The organism is Saccharopolyspora galaxeae, assembly GCF_016526145.1.
GTDB classification, from domain to species: Bacteria; Actinomycetota; Actinomycetes; order Mycobacteriales; family Pseudonocardiaceae; genus Saccharopolyspora_C; species Saccharopolyspora_C galaxeae.
In genome coordinates this window covers 671,064-692,024 of sequence record NZ_JADDUE010000001.1, presented here as the reverse complement: position 1 = coordinate 692,024, position 20,961 = coordinate 671,064, and the positions used below count along the sequence as shown (strand labels likewise).

At 70.5% G+C, this 20,961-nt stretch carries 17 protein-coding genes; 4 read left to right on the top strand and 13 right to left on the bottom strand.

Features of this window, described 5'->3' with window-relative positions; translation table 11 throughout:
• Nucleotides 1–7: 7 nt before the first annotated feature.
• From INP57_RS03100 to eccCa, 12 genes are all read right to left on the bottom strand, one after another.
• Entirely contained in the window at nucleotides 8–1,501 is a 1,494-nt protein-coding gene (locus INP57_RS03100; RefSeq protein WP_200068435.1) for a hypothetical protein, read from the bottom strand.
• Nucleotides 1,498–1,803 (bottom strand): type VII secretion target, encoded by a 306-nt coding sequence (locus INP57_RS03095; RefSeq protein ID WP_200068434.1) that lies wholly within the window; start codon nucleotides 1,801–1,803, stop codon nucleotides 1,498–1,500. The genes INP57_RS03100 and INP57_RS03095 overlap by 4 nt, the downstream gene beginning before the upstream one ends.
• Nucleotides 1,804–2,094: 291 nt before the next feature.
• Nucleotides 2,095–2,256 carry a hypothetical protein gene (locus tag INP57_RS03090; RefSeq protein ID WP_200068433.1) on the bottom strand — a complete coding sequence of 54 codons (162 nt, stop codon included), beginning with the start codon at nucleotides 2,254–2,256 and terminating at the stop codon, nucleotides 2,095–2,097.
• A 51-nt stretch (nucleotides 2,257–2,307) separates the two neighbouring features.
• On the bottom strand, nucleotides 2,308–3,642 hold the full coding sequence (gene glmM / locus INP57_RS03085; RefSeq protein ID WP_200068432.1) for a phosphoglucosamine mutase: 1,335 nt from the start codon (nucleotides 3,640–3,642) through the stop codon (nucleotides 2,308–2,310).
• Nucleotides 3,643–3,765: 123 nt separating this feature from the next.
• Nucleotides 3,766–4,200, bottom strand: coding sequence for a 30S ribosomal protein S9 (gene rpsI / locus INP57_RS03080; RefSeq protein WP_295140260.1), 435 nt, complete (start codon nucleotides 4,198–4,200; stop codon nucleotides 3,766–3,768).
• Nucleotides 4,201–4,286: 86 nt separating this feature from the next.
• Entirely contained in the window at nucleotides 4,287–4,733 is a 447-nt protein-coding gene (gene rplM / locus INP57_RS03075) for a 50S ribosomal protein L13 (protein ID WP_200068431.1), read from the bottom strand.
• 478 nt (nucleotides 4,734–5,211) lie between these two features.
• On the bottom strand, nucleotides 5,212–5,490 hold the full coding sequence (locus INP57_RS03070) for a WXG100 family type VII secretion target (RefSeq protein WP_200068430.1): 279 nt from the start codon (nucleotides 5,488–5,490) through the stop codon (nucleotides 5,212–5,214).
• Between the two features lie 56 nt (nucleotides 5,491–5,546).
• Complete coding sequence (locus tag INP57_RS03065) at nucleotides 5,547–5,858, bottom strand: WXG100 family type VII secretion target (RefSeq protein WP_200068429.1); 312 nt, start codon at nucleotides 5,856–5,858, stop codon at nucleotides 5,547–5,549.
• 269 nt (nucleotides 5,859–6,127) lie between these two features.
• On the bottom strand, nucleotides 6,128–8,035 hold the full coding sequence (locus tag INP57_RS03060) for a type VII secretion-associated protein (protein WP_200068428.1): 1,908 nt from the start codon (nucleotides 8,033–8,035) through the stop codon (nucleotides 6,128–6,130).
• Between the two features lie 196 nt (nucleotides 8,036–8,231).
• Nucleotides 8,232–8,438, bottom strand: coding sequence for a DUF397 domain-containing protein (locus INP57_RS30255; protein ID WP_307849875.1), 207 nt, complete (start codon nucleotides 8,436–8,438; stop codon nucleotides 8,232–8,234).
• Nucleotides 8,439–8,466: 28 nt separating this feature from the next.
• Nucleotides 8,467–9,357, bottom strand: a complete 891-nt coding sequence (locus INP57_RS03050; RefSeq protein WP_200068426.1) for a helix-turn-helix domain-containing protein — start codon at nucleotides 9,355–9,357, stop codon at nucleotides 8,467–8,469.
• 140 nt (nucleotides 9,358–9,497) lie between these two features.
• Entirely contained in the window at nucleotides 9,498–13,607 is a 4,110-nt protein-coding gene (gene eccCa / locus INP57_RS03045) for a type VII secretion protein EccCa (protein WP_200068425.1), read from the bottom strand.
• A gap of 303 nt (nucleotides 13,608–13,910) precedes the next feature.
• On the opposite strand from eccCa, the gene eccD reads away from it, so the two are divergent.
• Together eccD and mycP are read left to right on the top strand one after the other, a co-directional pair.
• Nucleotides 13,911–15,329: a type VII secretion integral membrane protein EccD gene (gene eccD / locus INP57_RS03040; protein WP_200068424.1), complete on the top strand. Its 1,419-nt coding sequence runs from the start codon at nucleotides 13,911–13,913 to the stop codon at nucleotides 15,327–15,329.
• On the top strand, nucleotides 15,329–16,720 hold the full coding sequence (mycP, locus tag INP57_RS03035; RefSeq protein ID WP_200068423.1) for a type VII secretion-associated serine protease mycosin: 1,392 nt from the start codon (nucleotides 15,329–15,331) through the stop codon (nucleotides 16,718–16,720). The genes eccD and mycP overlap by 1 nt, the downstream gene beginning before the upstream one ends.
• Nucleotides 16,721–17,070: 350 nt before the next feature.
• On the opposite strand, the gene eccB is transcribed toward mycP, so the two are convergent.
• On the bottom strand, nucleotides 17,071–18,648 hold the full coding sequence (gene eccB, locus INP57_RS03030; RefSeq protein ID WP_200068422.1) for a type VII secretion protein EccB: 1,578 nt from the start codon (nucleotides 18,646–18,648) through the stop codon (nucleotides 17,071–17,073).
• A 166-nt stretch (nucleotides 18,649–18,814) separates the two neighbouring features.
• Here eccB and eccE point away from each other — a divergent pair, with 166 nt between their 5' ends.
• Both eccE and INP57_RS03020 read left to right on the top strand, forming a co-directional pair.
• Nucleotides 18,815–20,113, top strand: coding sequence for a type VII secretion protein EccE (gene eccE, locus INP57_RS03025; RefSeq protein ID WP_200068421.1), 1,299 nt, complete (start codon nucleotides 18,815–18,817; stop codon nucleotides 20,111–20,113).
• A complete protein-coding gene (locus tag INP57_RS03020) occupies nucleotides 20,110–20,847 on the top strand; it encodes a hypothetical protein (RefSeq protein WP_200068420.1) in 738 nt (245 codons plus the stop codon). Before eccE ends, INP57_RS03020 begins: the two co-directional genes overlap by 4 nt.
• Nucleotides 20,848–20,961: the final 114 nt, after the last annotated feature.

The following is a 20,961-nucleotide window of genomic DNA, read 5'->3' as shown; positions in this document are numbered from 1 at the left end:
GCTCGCGTCACTCCCGATCTTCGCCGAAGACCGGCGTCGTTCCCGGACCGGCGACGTCGAACCACGCCTCCGCACGCCGATCACCGGCAGGGCGCTCCTGGTCGCCTGCCTGGTCATCGGCCATGGTCCCCAAGCCCAGCATTCCGGCGCCCATCGTTCCGGCGCCCATCGTTCCGGCGGAGGAGCCCGCGGACTGCTGCTCGCTGCGCGCCTCCTCCGGTTCGGAGATCGAGGCGAACCCCGTCGCCCCTCGCGAACCGCCGGTCCCGGACTGGTCCGCGGTGGCGAGCCCGATCGCGCCGCTGTGCGGCGGCGGGCCGCCGAACGGGACGGAATGCCCCTGCTCAGGAAGGCCCTGCTCCGGCGCGAGACCGCCGGCGAACAGGCGCTGCGACAGGTCGGCGAACGTGCTCTGCACGCTGCCTCCCACGTCGCTCATCGAGTCCGAGCCCGCGGATTGCGGAGCGGTCGAGGCCGGACCCGGCTCACCCGTGCCGGCGACCGGACCGTCCCCAGCCCGCACCGGCTCGCCATCCGGGCTCGATTCCGCCGACTGCGGTGTCGTTCCAGCAGGCCGGTCCTCGCCTCCCGCAGCAGCGGAATCGGCGGTGTGCTCGGCCGGTCGGACGCCGACCCGGCGAAATGGGTTCTCGCTGATCTCCACAGCACTCAGCAACTGGTCGTACGCCCGTTGCACGCACTCCTGCGTGCTGCCGCTCTGCTGCTCGAACTGCCGCAACTTCGCCTGCAACTCCGGTTCGAAAGCGGTGTCGAGCCATTTCGCGGCTTCTTCGACCACATTCCGCCGCAGCTCGTCGCACGCCTTCTTCGCTCCCGGGATCCCGGGCACCGGGCCTTTCCCGGCGATGAAGTCCTTCGCGCTCGGCGCGTAGCCGGAGAACGCACCGGTGAACACGTCGTCCACCCGCGCCAGATCGGCGACCTGCAGATCTCCGCGCGCCTTGCGGATCTCGGCCCTGGTCCCGTCCGTCGTTCTGCCCGCGCACTCCATGTCCGCGGCGAGGTCCAGCACGAACCTCGCGTACTCGCGCACGGCCCGCTCGATGCCGTCGATCACCGGCGGGATCGCCCCGCCGAACGCCGCGAGCTCGTCCAGCACGGCACTGCCCGCGCCGGTGTGCTCATCGATGCTCGCCGCCGCGGACTCCGCCGCCTCACCCTCCCAGGTCCGCAACGCAGCGCGGAACTCACCGTTGATCAATTCGTAGTCCGCCAGCAACGCCCGGTGCACCGCATCGAGCAGCCGCGCGTCCTCCCGGAACGCGCCGAAGTCGATACCGCGCAGCCGGTCGTACCTTTCCAGGACATGGCGGTCGAATCCAAGCTCTTGCTCGGTCCACTCCGCCAGCAGCGGCAAGAATTCCCGGAAGAACCGGAGACCGTGCGCGCCATCGTCGAGCAGTTCGTCGGAAGTGCGCACGACCCCGGCCTCGTTCAACCGCCGCCCGGCTGCGTCGAACCCGCGCATCGGCCCGGTCATCGCACCTTCCCGAGCTCGTCCGCCCCGGCCCGGTCGATTTCGGAATACCGGCGGGCGACCGTCCGGAAAGCCGCGGCGAACTCGTCGCTCCGCTCCGCGAACGCTCGGACGTTCGCGCCGAGCCGGCGCATCGCCTCCCGGTACGCCGAACCTTCCGGCCCGAATTGGCGGCCCGCCGGATCCGGCTCGGCCCCGCACGCATCGATCTGCTCGGCCTGCGCGCGAATTCGCCCAGCCGCGTCCGCGAACGCCTGCGCCGCGCGCTGGACGTCCTGGCCCGAAGTGCCCGTTCCCGTCGTCACGGCTGCCCTCCACCGGCCGGTCGCGGCGAATTCGATCGACGCATCCTGGCAGCGGTGCGCCGGCGATGGAGGCGAGTCGGGCAGAACACTTGCAATCGCGAACGCGGCCCGGTCGATGGGCACAACAAGAATCGGCCGCCGAGCCAACCGGCTCGCGGCCTTCCGCACGCAGCGGCTCAGCCCACGGTCAGGAAGTAGGTCAGCAGCACCGACAGCAGCATCGCTGCCAGCGGAAGCACGACCACGATGAGCAGGTCGCCGAAGGCTCCTCCGCGCATCACCGCACCCCGCTCAATGCCTGCGGCGCTGACGGCGGTTCACCCACCACTGACCGCCATCGTGCACTGCGTTGATGGCTTTGGACCCGAAGATCGCGAACGTGCCGAGCACGATGATGGCCCCGACCAGCAGGACGGCCGCGACTGCGACTATGGCGACGACGATGGCACCCATGTGAGCAGCATCTCACACTTGCGCCGCGCAACGGAGACCTAAATCACAAGATCACCGGATGGCAGCAACGACCTCGGCGATCCGCCGCGCCGTCGCGTCCGCGATCTCCTCGCTCGGCGCCTCCACCATCACCCGCACCAGCTGCTCGGTGCCGGAGGGGCGCAGCAGCACCCGGCCCTGCTCACCCAGTTCGGCCTCGGCGTCCGCGACGGCCTGCGTCACCGTCGGCGCGGACACCGCCACCGACTTGTCCACGACTCGCACGTTCTCCAGCACCTGCGGCAACCGGTGCATCGTGGTGCCCAGCGAAGTGAGCGTGCCGCCGGTGGCCGCCATCCGGCCCATCACGCGCAGCGCGGTGAGCAGCCCGTCGCCGGTGGTCGCGTGGCCCGGCAGCACCACGTGCCCGGACTGCTCACCGCCCAGCGAGAACCCGCCCGCGCGCAGCTCCTCCAGCACGTAGCGGTCGCCGACCGCGGTGGTGCGCAGCTTGATGCCGTGCTCCCGCATCGCCAGGTGCAGGCCGAGGTTGCTCATCACGGTGGCGACCAAGGTGTCGTCGGCGAGTTCGCCGGCCTCCTTCATCGCCACGGCCAAGATCGCCAGGATCTGGTCGCCGTCCACGACGGTGCCCTCCGCGTCCACCGCCAGGCAGCGGTCCGCGTCCCCGTCGTGCGCGATGCCCAGGTCGGCGCCGTGCTCCACGACGGCGGCGCGCACCGCGTCCAGGTGCGTCGAGCCCACACCGTCGTTGATGTTCAGGCCGTCCGGCTCGGCGTGCAGCGCCACGACCTCGGCGCCCGCCCTGCTGTACGCCTCCGGCGCGGGGACCGAAGCGGCGCCGTTCGCGCAGTCCACCACGACCTTGATGCCGTCCAGCCGCTGCGGCGTCGCGATCAGCAGGTGGTCCACGTAGCGCTGCACCGCGTCCGGCACGTCGCGCACCCGGCCGACGTGCTGTCCGGTAGGACGCTGCACCTGCTCGTAGAGCCGGTCGGCGATCTCGTCCTCGACCAGGTCCGGCAGCTTGTGCCCGCCTGCGGCGAACAGCTTGATCCCGTTGTCCGGCATCGGGTTGTGCGAAGCGGAGATCATCACGCCGATGTCCGCACCCAGCTCACCGACCAGGTAGGCCACCGCGGGCGTGGGCAGCACGCCCACCCGCAGCACGTCCATGCCCTCCGAGGCCAGCCCGGCCGTGACGGCGGCCTCCAGCATCTCCCCGCTCGCCCGCGGATCCCGGCCGACCACCGCGACCCGGCGGCGGGAGTCGTCCCGGTCGTAGAGCACGCGGGCGGCGGCCGCCGAGACCGCCAGCGCCAATTCCGGCGTCAGATCCGCGTTCGCCAGACCGCGGACCCCGTCGGTGCCGAACAGCCGGGACATGGGCAGCGAAACCTCCTGGGTCGACGGCAGGCCGAGCCCGGCACCGGCCGGGCACAAACACCACGGGAGCAGCCTCGGCGCCGGGTGCGACGCCGCGACTGCTCCCGTGGATCGTACGAAAGGTCAGCGCTTGCTGTACTGCGGAGCCTTGCGCGCCTTCTTGAGGCCGTACTTCTTGCGCTCCTTGGCCCGCGAGTCGCGGGTGAGCATCCCGGCCTTCTTCAGCGCGGGACGGTCATCGCCGTCCAGCTGCGACAGCGCGCGGGCGATCGCCATGCGCAGCGCGCCGGCCTGCCCGGAGGGGCCGCCGCCGCGCAGGTTCGCGGTCACGTCGAAGCCCTCGGCGCGGTCCACCAGCGTCAGCGGTTCCTTGATGATCTGCTGGTGCACCTTGTTCGGGAAGTAGTCCTCGAGCGCCTTGCCGTTCAGCTTGAAACCGCCGCTGCCCGGCGCCAGGCGCACGCGCACGATGGCCTGCTTGCGGCGACCGACGGTCTGCACCGGGCGGCCGGCCGGAATCGGCGCGACCTCGCGCGGGGCCTCCTCCTCGGCGAAGATCTCGCCGACGCTGTCGCCGACGGTCTCGGACAGCGGAGTCTCCTCCGCGGCGGGCGTGGTCACGGGCTGGTCCTCGGGTCCCTCAGTCACTTCTCGACCTTCGCGTTGATCTGGTACGGCTGCGGGTTCTGGGCCGCGTGCGGGTGCTCCGGTCCGGCGTAGACCTTGAGCTTCTTGCTCATCGCCCGGCCGAGCTTGTTCTTCGGCAGCATCCCCTTGATGGCCTTCTCCAGCAGCCGCTCCGGGTGCGACTCGAGCACCTGGCCGAAGGACTGCTTGCGCAACCCGCCCGGGTAGCCGCTGTGCCGGTACTGGAACGCCTGCTCCCGCTTGTTCCCGGTCAGCGCCACCTTCTCGGCGTTCACGATGACGACGAAGTCGCCGGTGTCCATGTGGGGGGCGTAAATCGGCTTGTGCTTGCCCCGCAGCAGGAGGGCGGCCTGGGTGGCCAGCCGGCCGAGCACCACGTCCTCGGCGTCGATGACATGCCAGGCGCGGGTCACCTCACCGGCCTTCGGGCTGTACGTGCGCACGGATCTACCTCGTCGTCGTTCGCGTCGGAATCTCGGTGCGGACCCCGTGTTCCTCCGGGAAGCCCATCGGAACCGTGCCGGGTCGGATGCCCCGGCCGGGCCGGGGAACCGGCACGTCCTGGGTGTTCACCGGAGACCTGCTCCCCCGGCGCCGCCTCGGCCAACGCCTGGCGTTCCGCTGGGTCCGGTCACCGCTCCAACACCGCAGTCGCGCACCGCACAACAAACAATCAGGGTACTCGGTGGCGCGAAGCCGGATCGAACGGGGTCGCTTGGCCTGGATCGCACTGCCGCGCCAGTCCGGGCTCGCCGACCACATCGGAACGCCCGCCTCGTCGCCGACCGAGATGCTACCCGGCACCACGGGACGAGCGGACACCCGCCTACCGGACGCCGCCGACCCCGGGGCGTCCAGCCCGCGGGGTCGGCGTGCGGTGGGACATCGGCTACCGTCGGTGGCCGACGTCCCCGGGAATCCTCAGAACCTGCCCACGTTCTTCCGCTCGCCGGCCTGGTACGCCTCGTTGGCGGTGTTGACGGCCACGCCCATCTTCGCGGCGGTCTCGACCATCTCCCTGGCGGCTTGGTCCCACTCCTGCTGCGCACCCTTGTACGCCTCCATCGCACCACCGCTCCAGGTTTCGACCAGCGGCTTGAGCTTTTGCTCCAGCTCGTCCAGCTCCGCCTGGATCTTGCGGGACACCGCGCCCAGGTCGTCCGATGCCTGGCTGAGCTGCGCGAAATTGACCTTGATCATGAGTTATCCTCGCACGTTACGTAGTCGGTGAATCGGACCAGGAAGTTCGAAGCCCCTCAGCCTTCGAGCAAGCCCTCGATCCGGGACATCTGGTCGGCCTGCTCCTGCTCGTTCTTGTCGTACTCCTTGCCGGAGATCTGCACGGCCTCCCCGATTTCACCGAGCTTCCGGTTGATCGTGTCCGCGTTCTGCTGGAAACGCTCCATCAGCCTGCGGAAGACGATCGCCGGCTGCCCTTCCCAGCCCGCCATCACCGGCTCGATCTGGCCGTGCAGCGTTTTCACCGCGTGGTCGACGTTGCTGCGGACCTCTTCGATTTGGCTCGCAGCCGTCTCCATCTGCTGTGCGTCGGCTTCAAATCCGCTCATACCGCAGGTCTCCTTCAAACGTCGCCCGAAGATCGATGCATCTACGACGGAGAGGTTGCCATGCCCGGTTCCGCGTTGTCCCCGCTTGTGCCCAAACAGTTGCGGCTGTGAACGCCATCGCCGATTTCCGCGGTCCACCAAGGCATTCGCGAACGGGAAAGGTGCCGCGCACAACGGATTCATGGACGCTATTTGCAGGAGTGATTCGCGATGGTGAACCGAACGCTCGGAAACCTCTGCGCAACGGCCGCGTACTCGCCGGCAGACGATCAGGGCACCCGCAGCGAGGAGACGACCTGCTCGCAGCCGCGCCGCACCTCCTGTTCGGCCGCGGCGGTGTAGCGGCAGCCGACGCTGACCTGGAACCGGCCCTGGTGCAGCACGAACCATTCCGCTGTCGTGCCCGCGAGGTCTTCGCGGTAGTACACCGCGTTGCGCCCGGCGAACGAAACATCGCCGTCGAAAGCGGAGAACGGCTTGCCCTGCGCGACGAACCGGTCGTACTGCGCGCGCAGGTCCCGCACCGCCCGCGCCCGATCCGCCCCGGTGTCGTAGCCGAGGTCGCCTTCCTGCACCACGATCCGGTCGTCGCGACCTGGGCCCGGGGCGACGATCGTCTGCCAGAGGTTCGGGTCTCCGCCGGTCTGCTGCCACTGCGCCGGGTAGTCGAAGGAATACTCGTACTGCGCGATGTGCTCCGCCGGAGGCTGCTGGGCCCGTCCGCCGGAACCCGGCGAGAGCAGCGCGGCCGCCACGATCGCGGCGACGCCCAGCAACGCGGCGCCGCCGCCGAGCACCCGGGGCAGCGCCTTTCCCCGCCACTGCACGGCGCGCCTGCGCTGCTGCGCCGCGGGCCACCGCAGCACCGGGCGGGTCTGATCGCTGCCGCCGATGACCACTGTGGACGCTCGGCTGAGCGAGTCGTCCGGCTGCACCGGCGGTGGCGCGGGCGCGGCCACCTGCGCAGCGGTCTGCGCAACGCCCGCGGGCGAGTTCGGGTACTTGCGCACCGTCGGGGCGTTGGATCCGCGATGCGCCCCGGCGGGCGCCAGGCCGCCGGCTCGTTCCGGATCGAGCCGCACCGCGCGCAGCGCACCGCGCGCGACCACGGTCTCGGGCTGGTCCAAAGTGGTCGGCAGCACGCCGGTTCGCTCGTGGATCAGCCGCGACACCAGCGGAATCCGGCTGGAACCGCCGACCAGGAAGACCCCGGCCAGCCGGGAACGCGGGACCCGGCCCTCGCGCAGCGTCGCCGGAACCAGGTCGACCGCCTTGGCCAGCGCCGCGGCGACCAGCCGCTCCAGATCGGCGCGGGTGAGGTGCGCGTCGGAGAACGGCGGCGGCATCGGCACGTCGGTGTAGGTGTGCCGGGACAGCGTCTCCTTCGCACCCCGCACGTCCTGGCGCAATACCCGCCTGCGGCGGCGGTCGGCCATTTCGCGGCCCGCCACCAGCTGCTGCCAGGCCGCCGGGTCCATTCCGGACACGACACCGCCGATGTGCTCCAGCAGCGCCTGATCGATGTCGGCGCCGCCGTAGTTCGGGTCGCCCTTGGTCGCCAGCACCCGGAACGACCGGCCCTGCTTGCACACCACGCTGGCGTCGACGGTGCCGCCGCCGAAGTCGAGCACCGCCAGCGCACCGCCGTCCGGCAGGCCGTAGCCGGCGCCGCCGCAACCGGCCTGCCCGTAACCGGTCCGACCGCAGCCGGAGGAGTGGAACACCGCCGCGGCCACCGGCTCCGGCACCAGCACGAGCTGCTGCGCCAGCCCTGCCGCGGCTTGGCGCAGCACGCCCGCGCGCACCGAACCCCAATCGGCCGGATGCGTCAGCACCAGCAGCTCCACCGCCGCACCGCCCGCGTACCTGCGGGCTTCGCCGACAGCGCGCTGCAGCACCGACCGGACCACGTCGCCGACCCGCAGCACGGTGCTGCCCAGCAGCAGTTCGCCCTCGTCCACGCGCCGCTTGGGATGCGGTTCGAAGCGGGACGGGTCGACCGCGGCCTGCCGTTCCGCCTCGTTGCCGACGAACAGCGTGCCGTCGGCCGCCGCGAACACCGCGGAGGGCACCAGCGGGCGGCCGTCGATGGCCACGACCTGCGGCTCACCGCCGCCCGCGGAGACCACGGTGCAAGTGCTGGAGGTGCCGAAGTCGACCGAGACGTGCAGGGACACCAACAACTCCTTCACGCGCCACCGGCCGAACCTCCGACCCGGACGCTGCAGCGGCGGTGTCTTCGGCGGCAGGCAGGCTTGCCGACGGGAACGGAACTTTGCCCGAGTTGAACTCCCCCCCGATCAGAATTCACCGAAGCAGCCTAGGTGCCGAGGGTGCGCTCACTTCAACAATCTGCCCTCGATCGGGTGGCATTCACACAGATCGCTTGACGTCCGCTCCCGGTGTGCCGCTGCAAAACGGTGCGGGCGCATTCGCGCGCAGAACTGCGGCAATGCGCCGCGCGGGAAACGGCGATTCGCGCCGCTTGAGGTCGGCGACGAAGCTGCGCCACTGCTCGCGGCGGAAGCGCAACACCGCGGAACGGTCCTTGGAATCCCGGACGCGGACCACCGCCGCCACGCCGCCGACCTCCACGCAAGCCGACTGGCTACCGCTGTAGCTCGACTTCCGCCAGCGCTTCCCGCCGCCCATCACCGGTGTCCTCCTCACGCTCGTACGCATCGGCATAGGCCGCGACGAGGTCGGCCGAACGCGCCGGGCTCATCGCGGTCCGGCACAGCGTAGAGCGAGCGCGCTGGAACGGGGTGACATCTTCCGGAGCATCGAGGAATGCGCCGCAGCGCCGCTGCTCCAAGTGCACCAGCGGCTTGCTCCGCTCGAACTCCAGCAGCAGGAACGGGCCGTCCAGCCCGGTGTGCGCGCCGAGCGAGAACGGCATCACCTGCAGCGTCACGTTCGGCAGCCGGGCCGTTTTGAGCACCGCGCGCAACTGGTCGGCCATCACCAGCCTGCCGCCGACCGCCCGGCGCAGCGCCGCCTCGTCCAGCAGCACCAGGTAGCGCACCGGTTCCGGCTCGTTCAAGATCTGCTGGCGCGCCAGCCGGGCCGCGACGAGCCGGTCGCGGTGCTGCGGTTCCACTTCGGTCGCGGCGAACAGCGCGCGGGAGTACTCCGGGATCTGCAGCAGCCCCGGAATGAGCACTTCGGACAGTTCGGTGATGCGCACCGCGCGGCTTTCCGCGTCGGCGAGTTCGGTGAGCTGCGCGGGCAGCCCGCCGCCGGATTCCCACCAGGCGGTGCGATCGATGTCGTGCGCCATCCGCAGCAGCCGGTCCCGTTCCCCGCCGCGCACGTCGAGCGCGTCCAGGAACGCGCGCACGGTGGGCGGGGACAGTCTGCGCCGGGCGGTCTCCAGCCGGCTGACCTTTGCTTCCGAACAGCCGATCAAGCTGCCGACCTGGCGCATCGTCAACCCGGACTCCGCCCGTGCGGAGCGTAATTCCTTTCCCAGAGCACGAGCTCGCGGTGTGTCCGACATGGACACAGTTTAAGTGTTACATCGGAGCAAGATCTTCGCTCGATCGTGTCATGATTTCGCGTTCCGCACGCCTGGAACGGCGGACCTCCCCCACCGATCGGCGAGGGAGGTCCGTGGTATTGCCCGATCCGGTCCGGCGATCACTCCGGGCGGATCATCGCGGTCTGAATCTGTTGCGGCGTCCGCAGCCGCCTGCTGACCAAGGTGCCCCGGCCCGGCGGCAGCTGCCGCGACTTGATGTTGCCGACCAGCTGCCCGTCGTCCTTGTTGGCGCTCATCGCCAGACCCGGCGCGGAAACCTCCCGCATCTTGCCGATGATCGGCTCGAACAGCGCGCGACCCGCATTGCCGGAGTTCCGCACGATGATCATGTGCAGGCCCACGTCGGTGGCCTGGGCGACGTACTCCTGCAACGGCGTCAGCGGATTGTTGCCCTGCGGCGAGACCAGCTCGTAGTCGTCGATCACGACGAACAGCTCCGGACCCGTCCACCAGGACCGGTCCCGCAGCTGCTGCTGGGTCACGTCCGGACCCGGCATCCGCTTCTTCAGCGCCGCGGCCACGTCGCGGACGTTGTTCTTGAGCTGCTCGGTCGTGACGGTGTACTCCATCAGGTGCGGCGAGTCGATGAACCCGAGCATCGTGCGGCGCACGTCGACCAGCAGGATCAGCGCCTCCTGCGGCGTGTAGCGCGTCGTGATGCCGCGGACGATCGTGCGCAGCAGCGAAGTCTTGCCCGATTCCCGCTCGGCGAAGGCGTAGAAGTGCGGCTCCGCCTTGAAGTCCAGGTAGACCGGGTTGAGCCCGTCCTCGTTGATGCCGATCGGCACCAGGTGCGGCCGGGGCTGCTGCTCCAGCGTCGGCAGCTGCTCGTACGGCAGCAGCTCCGGCAGCAGCCTGACCTGCGGCGCCGGACGACCCTTCCACGAACTCTTCACCCGGTTGACCAGGTCGGCGACCCCGTCGGCGAGGTCGTCGTTGTAGAGCTGCCAGCCGGGGCGCGGCGTGCGCTCGGCCTCGTCCGCGCCGCGCTTCCTGGCCTCCTCCGCGCGCTTGCGCTCCACGGGGATGCGGTCACCCAGCTTCTCGCTGTCCACCCGCGGCAGCGCGGTCAGGAAGTGCAGCTGGGACGCGTGCAGACCGCGTCCGGGCCGTCCTTCCGGAACGGTCAGGGCGACCTTGCGGTTCACCTCCGACTCGCCCGGATCGCCGAGCCGCAGCTCCAGCCGGGTGCCGAGGTTGTCCTTGAGCACCGGGCGGATGCCCGACCACCGGTTCGCGGACAGGAACACGTGGATGCCGAACGCCAAGCCCTGCTGCGCGAGGTTGTTGATCTCGGGTTCCAGCGGCTCGAACTCCGTCTCGGCGCGGAACGCCTCCCAGCCGTCGATGATCAGGAACACGTCGCCGTACGGGTCGTCGGTGAGCTCGCCGCGCTGCTTGCGGGCGCGGAAATCGCTCATCGAGTCGAGGCCGGTCTCCTGGAACCGGGCCTCCCGCGCGGTCATCAGCGCCTTGATCTCGGCGATCGTACGGCGCACCGTGTCCGGATCGCGGCGGCTGCCGAACGCGCCGACGTGCGGCAGGTTCCGCAGCGCCGAGAGCGCACCGCCACCGAGGTCGATGCAGTAGAACTGCACCTCCTGCGGGGTGTGCGTGAGCGCCATCGAAGTGATCATGGTGCGCAGCAGGTTGGACTTGCCCGCCTGCGGGCCGCCGACGACCGCGCCGTGCCCCTGGGCACCCGCCAGGTCCAGCGTCAGCGAGTCCTGGCGCTGGTGGTACGGCACGTCGATCAGCCCGACCGGCACCTGCAACCGCCCGCTGTTGAACGACCCGGCTGCGGTGTAGCCGCGGTCGTCGGTCGCCTGCAGCGGCGGCAGCAGACCGTCCAAAGTGGGCGGTGCGTCCAGCGGCGGCAGCCAGACCGTGTGCGCGGGCGGGCCCGCGCCCTCGACCTTGCGGATCACCAGCTGGAAGTCGGTCGGGGCAGCGGTGTCGTCCTTGGTCTCCTTGGGCTCCTCGACCACCGGGGTCTCCGGTTCCGGAGGCTTTTCCACGTATTCCGGGGTGAACTCCCGCGGCCGCTTCTCGCCGGTGACCGGCGAGGCCGCGATGCCCATCGGACGCCGGCCGCTGGTCTGGTGGTCGTGCTCGGAGACGTAGGCGGCGCGGAAGCGGTCCATGCCCTCGGGATGCTTGAGGTAGCCGTGCCCACCGTCGGCGGGCAGGTCCGCGGCGTCCGGCATCCCGATCGCCGCACGGGATTCCGAAGCGTCGAAGGTCTTGAGCCCGACCCGGTAGGACAGGTGCGCCTGCAGACCGCGCAGCTTGCCCTCGTCCACCCGCTGCGAGGCCAGCAGCAAGTGGACCTGCAGCGACCGGCCCAGCCGGCCGATCATGGTGAACAGCTCGGCGAAGTCCGGCTTCTGCGAGAGCAGCTCGCTGAACTCGTCGATCACCACGAACAGCGCGGGCATCGGCTCCTGCGCGTTGTCGTCACCGGCTTCGTAGAGCTTGCGGTAGTCCCAGACGTTGCGCGCGCCCGCCTTGTTCAGCACTTCCTGGCGGCGGTTCATCTCGCCGTCCAGCGCGGCCTGCATCCGGTCCACCAGCGTGGCGTCGTCGCCCAGGTTGGAGACGCTGGCCGAGACGTGCGGCGCGGTCTCGAAACCGTTGAACGTCGCACCGCCCTTGAAGTCGACCAGCACGAAGTTCAACGCCGCCGAGGAGTGCGTCGCCAGCAGCCCGAGCACGATCGTGCGCAGGAACTCCGACTTGCCGGAGCCGGTCGCACCGATGCACAGCCCGTGCGGGCCCATGCCGCCGTAGGCGGTCTCCTTGATGTCCAGGTGCACGATCTCGCCCTGCTCACCGGGTCCGATCGCGACCCGGTAGAGGTCCTCGCGCGGACGCGGCCGCCACGCCTCGTTCAGGTCGAAGGTGACCGGGTCGCCCGCCAGCCCCAGCTGCTCGATGTAGTTCAGCGGGGTCTTCAGCGGCTCGAACGCGCCGTCGTCCTCCACTGCCGCGGCTCCGCTCGGGACCCGGTACGGCGACATCATCCGGGCCACCGAGGTGGCCTCCGCCATGGTCAGCGAGTCCGGTTCGCCGAACCACTCCACGCTGTTCTGCCCGCGGGCGCCGATCCGGTCCGGCTCCACCACGATCCGCATCCCGCGGCGCGCGGTGAGCTGGCCGAGCACGTCGGTGAGGTCGATCAGCGTCACGCCTGCCATGCCGCCTTCGACGACGATCTGCTCCTCGCGGCTGATCTCGGCGTCGTCGAGCAGGATCACGACGTGCGGGCGGCCCTCCGGCGGAGCCGCGTTGCGCTGGAACCGCGGGCGGTCGGCGAGTTCCTCGCCGAGCATCTCCTCGATGGCGCGCAGCGAACCGGCCATCAGCCGCATCGGGCCGATGCCGTCGGTCTCGGTGGGGTGCTGGGCGTGCGGCAGCCACTTCACCCAGTCCCACTCGCTGCGCGAGCGGCCGCTGGAGGCGACCGCGATGATCACGTCGTCGGGGGTGTGGAAGGTGGCGAGCTGGGTCAGCATCGCCCGCGCCAGCCCGCGCGCCAGCTCGCGCTCGCCCTGCAGCCCGACCGCGGCGAACCCGCGCAGCGAGGTGGCGATCGGCAGGCCGGACACCAGCGAGTGCGCGCGCACGAACCGGCGCAGCGCCAGCGTGGTGATCGGCTCCAGCTCCTCGACCGGGCCGGTCTGCGGCGGCACCAGGCGGGTCTCCAGCCGCTGCGAACCGCGGCCCACGCGCACCTGGCAGAAGTCGTTGTCGTTCGGGCGCCGCTCCCACATCCGGCGGGAACCGTCCGCAATGGACCAGAGCGTCTGCGGGTCCGGGTGCACCCACTCGCGGGCCAGCCGCTGCTCGTCGGCGGCTTCCCTGGCGCGTTCCCGCATCTGGCCGAGGTAGCGCAGGTAGTCCTTGCGGTCCTCGTTCATCTCGGCCTTCTTCTGGCCGCCTTCCCGGCCGCCACCAGCCATCATGCCGACGGTGCTGACCAGCATCATCATCGGCATCATCATCATCATCGGGTTGTCCTTGGCCCGCTGAAGCATGAACGCCATCATCCCGAGCGATGCCACGATCATGACGCCCGGAAGCACCTTCTGGACGATGTTGCCCGGGATCACCCGCGGAATCTCCGGCGGTGGTTCGAGGTGCACCTCCCCACCCGGTGGCCTCGGAGCGGCCAGTCGCGGCATTCGCTTGAACTGCAGCGTGCTCACCGGAGGCGACAACCTTTCCTTCTCGTGGCAATGCGTGCGGCCGGGCGCGGCGGCCGCGGACCGCGGGCGGCATTCTGCACTGCCCGCGGCGGCGCCGTCCGCGGAACCCCGGGACTCGACCGTGCTCGTGACCAACCGGATATCAACGTGTTGGCACGAGTTGGACCAAACCCTTCACCCGCTCGCGGTCGGTGCGGCCATACTAGGGGCGCTTCGCGGCCGGGCGGGCCGCTTTCGGCGAGAAACCGACCGTCCTTCGTGGAGCGAGCGGAATGCACGGACCTAGGAAGTAGGGGGCCTGGAGTGGCTACCGGGACCACGGTGTTCAGCCGCGTGACAGTGGTGGCGCCGAACACTCGCATCGATTTGGCGCTGCCCGCCGATGTCGCGGTGGCGGATCTGCTGCCGATGCTGCTGGACATGTCCCGAGAGACCGCACCCGACGGCGGTTCGCGGCACGGCGGGTGGTGCCTGGCCAAGCTCGGCGACGAGCCGCTGGACAACAGCCAGACGCTGGCCTCGCTGGGCATTGTGGACGGTGACCTGCTGCAACTGCGGCGTCGTTCGGACAATCCGCCCCCGCCGCTGTACGACGACGTGGTCGACGCGCTCGCCGAGGCCGAGCCGGGCAGCTACCGGCCGTGGACCAAGGAGACCGCGAACAAGATCGGGCACACCGCGGGCGCGCTGGCGATGGTCGGCGCGGCCGCGGCGCTGGGGTTGACCAGCGTCACCGGCGGGCTGCTGTTCCACATCGTCACGGCTGTCGTGGCGCTGTTCGTTGCGGTGTTCGCCACCGGCATCGGCTCGATCGTCGCCCGCGCCTACGGCGCCCCCACCACCGGCACGGTGATCGCCGGGGCGGGCGGGCTGCCGATGGCGTTCGTGGCCGGGCTCAACGCCATTCCGTTCGGCGACAGCCTGCGGCCGGGCCTGCTGCTGGCCAGCGCGCTGGTGCTGATCTTCGCGTCGATCTCGCTGATGGTGATCGGCACCGGCGTGGTCACGTTCATCGCCGCGGCCACCGTGTCCTCGTTCGGCGTGCTGGCGTTCATCGTCGCGACGCTGCTGCCGCGGGAAGCCACTGCTGCCGGAGTCGCCGCGGGCGCCGCCGCGGTCGGGCTCGCCGGGATCTCGCTGCTGCCGCGGCTGACCATCCAGCTCGCCAAGCTGCCGCTGCCGCACGTGCCGGGCAACGCCGAAGACCTCAAGGAGGACGCGGGCTTCCCGGACTACCGGATGATCGAGCGCCGCACCGGGCTGGCGCACCAGTACATGACCGGGCTGATCATCGGCTGCGGGCTGACCGCGGCGCTCGGCGCGATCCTCGCGGCCGTGACGTCCGAGCACGGCGTCTTCGGCCCGCTGCTGGCCGTGGTCGTGTCCGCGGTGCTGCTGCTGCGCGGCCGCAACTACGCCAACGGCAGTCAAGCGGTGGCGCTGCTGCTGACCGGTCTGCTCGCGGCGCTCGGCGTCACCGCCGGGTTGCTGGTGATGGTCGCGCAGCAGCCGGTCTGGGTGGCCGGGGTGTTCCCGCCGCTGCTGCTGCTCGGCGTGCTGGCGCTGGTGTTCGGCGTGGTGTTCCCGAACCGGCGGTTCTCGCCGGTGCAGCGGCGGACGGTGGACATCCTGGAGGCGGTGCTGATCGCGCTGGTGCTGCCGCTCGCACTCGGCGTCATGGACCTGTACATGGCGGTCCGCGACCTGAACCTCTCGTTCTGATGACCAGCCGCACCAACCGGTCGTTGCGGCGCGCGCTGGCGCTGTCGGCGGTAGTGGGCGTGACGGTGTTCGGCCCTGCGATGCCCGCCTCCGCCGAGGACCCCTTGGACTTCCAGCCGCCGGAGCTGACTCCCGCCACCCCGCCCAGCGGGCCGCTCGGGGTTACCGGGAACTACGAAGCCGCGCAGGGCTGCATGCAGCCCAACAGCGGCGGCACCTCGGTTCAGGAGAAGCCGTGGAGCCAGCGCACGCTCGGTTTCGAGCGGGCGCACGAGCAGGGCTACACCGGCTCCGGCGCGACGGTCGCGGTGATCGACACCGGCGTGAACCCGCATCCGCGGCTGCAGCTGAACGGCGGCGGAGGTAGCGCCGTGCCGGACGGCGGGGCGAACTCCGACTGCGACGGCCACGGCACCGTGGTCGCCGGGATCATCGGGGCCTCCGACTCCCCCGAGACGGGATTCACCGGAGTGGCGCCCGATTCGACGATCATGTCGATCCGCCAGTCCTCCCAGCTGTTCCAGGACAAGCAGCAGAACAAGACGGTCGGCGACACGCAGTCGATGGCGCAGGCCGTGCAGCACGCCGTCGACCAGAACGTCAGCGTCATCAACATCTCGCAGTCGTCCTGCCAGCCGATGGCGCAGGCGATGGCGGACCTCGGCGACCACAACAACCGACTGGGCAACGCGGTCAAGAACGCCTACGACAAGGGCATCGTCGTCGTCGCTGCTGCGGGCAACACGCAGGACAGCTGCCAGAAGAACCCGTCCGGTTCCCCGACCACCGCGGTGCTGCCCGCCTGGTTCGACAAGTACGTGCTCACGGTCGGGTCGGTCGGACAGCAGGGCCAGCCGTCGGAGTTCACCGTCCCCGGCCCGTGGGTGGACGTCGCAGCGCCCGGCGAGAACCTCACCGGGCTCGACCCGGGCAAGGGCGGCACCACGGTCGTCAACCAGCTCGCGACCGGGCAGGGCGGCCAGCCGGGCCCGATCCAGGGCACCAGCTTCGCCGCGCCCTACGTCTCCGGGCTGGCGGTGCTGATCAAGCAGAAGCACCCCGAGCTGTCCGCGGGCGAAGTGATGGACCGGATCGAGAAGACCGCGCTGAGCCCCGGCGGGCCGAACGGCCGCAACGACATCGTCGGCTACGGCCTGATCGACCCGATGGCCGCGCTGGACAACGTGATCCCCGCCGAGCACGGCCAGCGGCCCGCGCCGGTCAAGCCCGCGCGGCTCGGAGCGGACGTGATCCCGCAGCCGAACTGGCTCGCGCTGACGATCGCCTTCGGCGGCTCGCTCGGCGGCATCGGAGCGGTGCTGTTCACGGCGTTCTTGGTGCGCGCGCGGCGCGCCGTGCGGGCGCGGGAAGCAGGGCAGGACGCGGAGTAGCGGCGCGGAACGGCCGGCGAACGGCCCGGAATCGTCCTGGCGCGGATGGTTCCGGGCCGTTTGTTCTGCGCAGTGCAACCCCCGACCGCATTCCTCCGGGATTCGGTGCCGAATCATCACGCCTTGTGGAAATGCTCCGGACGGAGCGTGTCAAAACGCCTTCACGCCCCGGCGCAAAATCGGCGTTCACATTTTCGTTACGCATCGGATGTCGCCCGGCCGTTGACGATGACCCGGCCGCGAACAATGCACCGAAAACCACGGATCCCATATCGCGGTCACCGCGCAAAAATCCGCCCGCGACCCGATGGGCCGGCGGGCGGATTCTGCGGACGACCAGAGCGTTCCGGTCAGCTCCCGGCAGTGCCGGATTGCTGCTGCGCCTGCGGCGGCGGCCGGTTCACCCCGCCCGGCGGCACCGGGATGGAGTCGTAGACGAAGCTCGCCTGCGCCGGATCGAGGAAGTCACCGCGCGGCAACGTGCCAAGAATCCGCGCCGGCCCCGCCTTGATCGACCCGGGGTTGTTGGTCACGCCCAGCCCCTGCGCCGTCTTCCCGTCCTTCACGCCGTAGACCACGCCCTGGTCGGACACCAGGTAGATCGGCCCGGACTCGGCACCCGGCTCGTTGAACGCCGCGCGCACCACCCCGGCCTTGCCAGCGGGCATGTAGAAGTAGTCCACGTTCGGGCCGGTCCCGTCGAACTGGGCCAGCTTCACCGGCGCGGCCTTCGCCGGGCTGCCCTTGTTCGTGGTGACCGTGATGTGCTGCCCGCCGTTGATGTTGCGCCAGCTCAGGCAGGACGTGTCGGCCTGCTGGAACGGCACCGGCTTCGGCACCACGGTCGGGAAGGTCTCCAGCGCCATCTGCTGCCCGTCCGGTGCGGACTGCGCGTCGGTGATCGTGCCGGTGGCGTTCGGAATGCCTTCCGAGCGCGGCTTGTCCGCGTGCAGCACGGCGGCCGCACCGGCGCTGATCTCCTGCTTCCCGCTGGGCAGCAGCACGTAGAACTTGTCCGGGTTGCCCGCGACGGTCTGGCGGACCACGTCACCGGAGTCGTAGGAGTTCTGCATGTAGTCGACCGTGCCGCTGGGCGCCTCCGGGATCCGCAGCTCCGGCACCTCCGGGACGGCGTTGAGCATCTTCGTGCTGATGGTGCGCGGGGTCTGCCCGTTCAGCCCGTAGATGTCCATCACGGCCCGCTCGGAGCGGTCCACCTTCGCCTTCACCGTGCGGGTGTTCGGGTTGCCCGGCGCACCGTCCACCCGGTACATCAGGTATTCCTGCCCGGACGCCTGGTCCCGCACGAACAGCGACTGGTTCTCGGCCAACTCGGTGCCGTGGTTGGGATCCCCGCCGATGACGGTGGTCTCCACGTTCGCCGGGCGCGCCGAGCCGGAGACGTTGAGGTCGTCGGCGACCTGGCCCACGTCGCAGATCGCCCAGGACGGATCGGCGATGTTGTTCGGGTCCGGCAGGTAGTTCGGCGCGTTGACCATCCCGGTGCGCGGCCCGCGCGGGAATTCGCCCAGCGCGGCCTCCTTCACCGTGGTGGCCTGCACCGCCTGCCCGCCCTGGCCACCGCCCTGGGCCATCACCAGCAGCTTCGCCGATGCCATGTTCAGCATCGGGATCAGCCGCTTCTGCGCCTGCTGGTCGGCGGTGACGACGTACACGCTGCCGCTGTCCTTGCCGATCACGATCGAGCCCGGCTGCGGCACCGAACCCTTGCCGCCGAACAGTCCCCACACCAGGAATCCGATGATGCCGATGCAGGCGAGGATCGCGCCCGCGACGGTCGCGCGCTTATGCGAACCCATCGGATCGTGCAGCATCACGGCGTCTTTGCGGACCAGTGCCGATTCCATGCGGCGAAGGACGAACCGGTACGCCTGGACCTGTGACTTCGTTGTGGGTGTTGATGCCATTCTTCGCCTACAGCTCTCCCGTCCGAGGTACGGTTCCGCAGGATAGCCGCCGAGAGTCCGCGAACGGGTCCGATCCGCCGAGTCCGTGGGCATTCTTTCGCGCGGCCGCCGAACGACCTGGTTAGCGCGCCGCGCGCACTACCTGCGAGGGGAAGAGACCGAACGGATGTCCGTCAGCACGCAACATCCGGCCCAGCCGAACGCCTCCGCTCCCGGCGGCGCCCGCACGCGCATCCGCGCGCGGCGGCGCACCATCGGCGCGAGCCTCGGGGCGATGCCGGTGGCCAACATCGTCGTCATCGAGGTCGGCCTGGCGATCGGCTTGATCCTGGTGTGGCTCAACGAGCTGCTGTGGCCGGTGGCCGCGGGCGTTGCCGGACTCGCGTTGATCATCGCGCTGCTGCGCAGGCGCGGGCGGTGGTTCACCCAGTGGTTCGGACTGGTGCTGCAGTACCGCACCCGCAGCCACACCCGCCGGTCCGAACCGCCGTCCGCGGACGTCAGCGAACTCGCCGAGGACATCAACGGCGACGGCATCATCGGCCCGGACGAGAACCACCGCGTGGCGCTGCTGCGGATCGCCGTCGAGGACCTGGTCGTCGCGCGCGGCCGGGACCACGACCGCAATCCCGTCGGTTTGGCCTGGCACGACGGCAAATGGACCGCGGTGCTGATGGTCGACCCCACCCCGCCGCTGCTCAAGCCCACCGAGACCGCGTTGAACCTGCCGCTGGGCGTGCTCGCGCCCTGCCTGGAGGACCGCGGCGTGGTGCTGGACGCGATCCAGGTCATCTGGCACTGCTACCCCGGCAGTTCGTCGCTGCCCGCGGATTCCCCCGCGCTGAACTCGTACTTGGAGATGGTGGGGCCGACCGCGGCGGCCGCGCGCCGCAGCACGTGGGTGGCGGTGCGGCTGGACCCGCAGCGCTGCGCGAAGGCCGTCGGCGAACGCGGCGGTGGCGTGGTCGGTGCGCACCGGGCGCTGATCGGCGCGCTCTCCCGGGTGCGCAACGCGCTCAGCGGATGCGGCATCCCAACCCGTCCGCTGGACCCGGACGAGCTGCTGCAGGCGGGCATCTCCTCGGCCGAGCTGAACGACTCGCTGCGCGAACAGCGCCCGGTCGGGCTGACCGAGCGGTGGAACAGCGTCACCGCGGGCAGCGTCGGGCACTCCAGCTACGCGATCACCGGCTGGCCGAACCACATGAGCGACAGCATCAACGCACTGACCGGCGTGCGGGCGCTGTCCACCAGCATCGCGATGTCCATCGCACCGTCCGGTGAGGACGGTGAGGTCGGGCTGCGCGGCCTGGTCCGGGTCAGCGCCCGGACCCCTTCGGCCCTGAACGCTTCGGACGAACGACTGCGCGAGATCAGCAACCGGCTCAACCTGACCCTCACCCCGCTGCGCGGGATGCAGCTGGCCGGGCTGACCGGAACGCTGCCGCTGGGAGGTGCGGCATGAGCCGAACCCGGACCTTGGACACCCCGGGCAACGTCAACGGCACCGCACCGGAGTTCCTGGTGCGCCCGGAGATGCTGGACGTGGTGAGCCCGCCGGGTGACCGCGGCGGCATGGTCATCGGCAAGGGCGCGCGTGGCGAGTCGGTAACCGCCTCGATCCTGCGCCCGGACCCCACCCGCGTGGTCACCGTCGGCGGGCTGTACCTGGCCCGGCAGATCGCGCTGCGCGCCATCGCCACCGGCGCGTGGGTCACCATCGCCACCGGCAGGCCCGCGGCGTGGAAGACGGTGGAGCACGCGGCGGGCAAGCTCGCGGACGGCAGCCAGGTACCGCTGGTTCAGCTGCGCAAGCTGCAGCCCTACGACCTTCCGCGGCCCACCGAGGACGCGCCGCTGCTGATGATCCACGACGGCGGTGCGGTGCCGCAGGAGCTGTTCCCGCCGCGCGCCCCGTGGCAGACCACGATGTACGTGCTGCCCTACCTGCACCCGCAGGCGGGCAGCGGTACGGCCACGAACACCGCGGATCTGGTGCTGCTGCAGCGGTTGCCGTTGCAGCAGGCGCAGCTGGCGGCCCGCTTCTGGTACTTCGATCCCTCGACGCGCGTCCAGCAGCTGACCCAACTCCCCGACGACGGAGTGATCGCCCTCGGCAACAACATGTGGGCCCCGATCACGCTGGTCACGAACCCCAAGGAGCAGGACATCCTCGGCCCCATCCGCCGCGGCGACTGACCCCGCGCACACCGTTCGCGCTCCCGGAGTGAACGGCCTGTTCGTCCGAATAGATTGGTCAAACGGTCCGTTCGCTCGCGCACTCCGGGTGGGCGAGTGCCGGGCCGACACGCC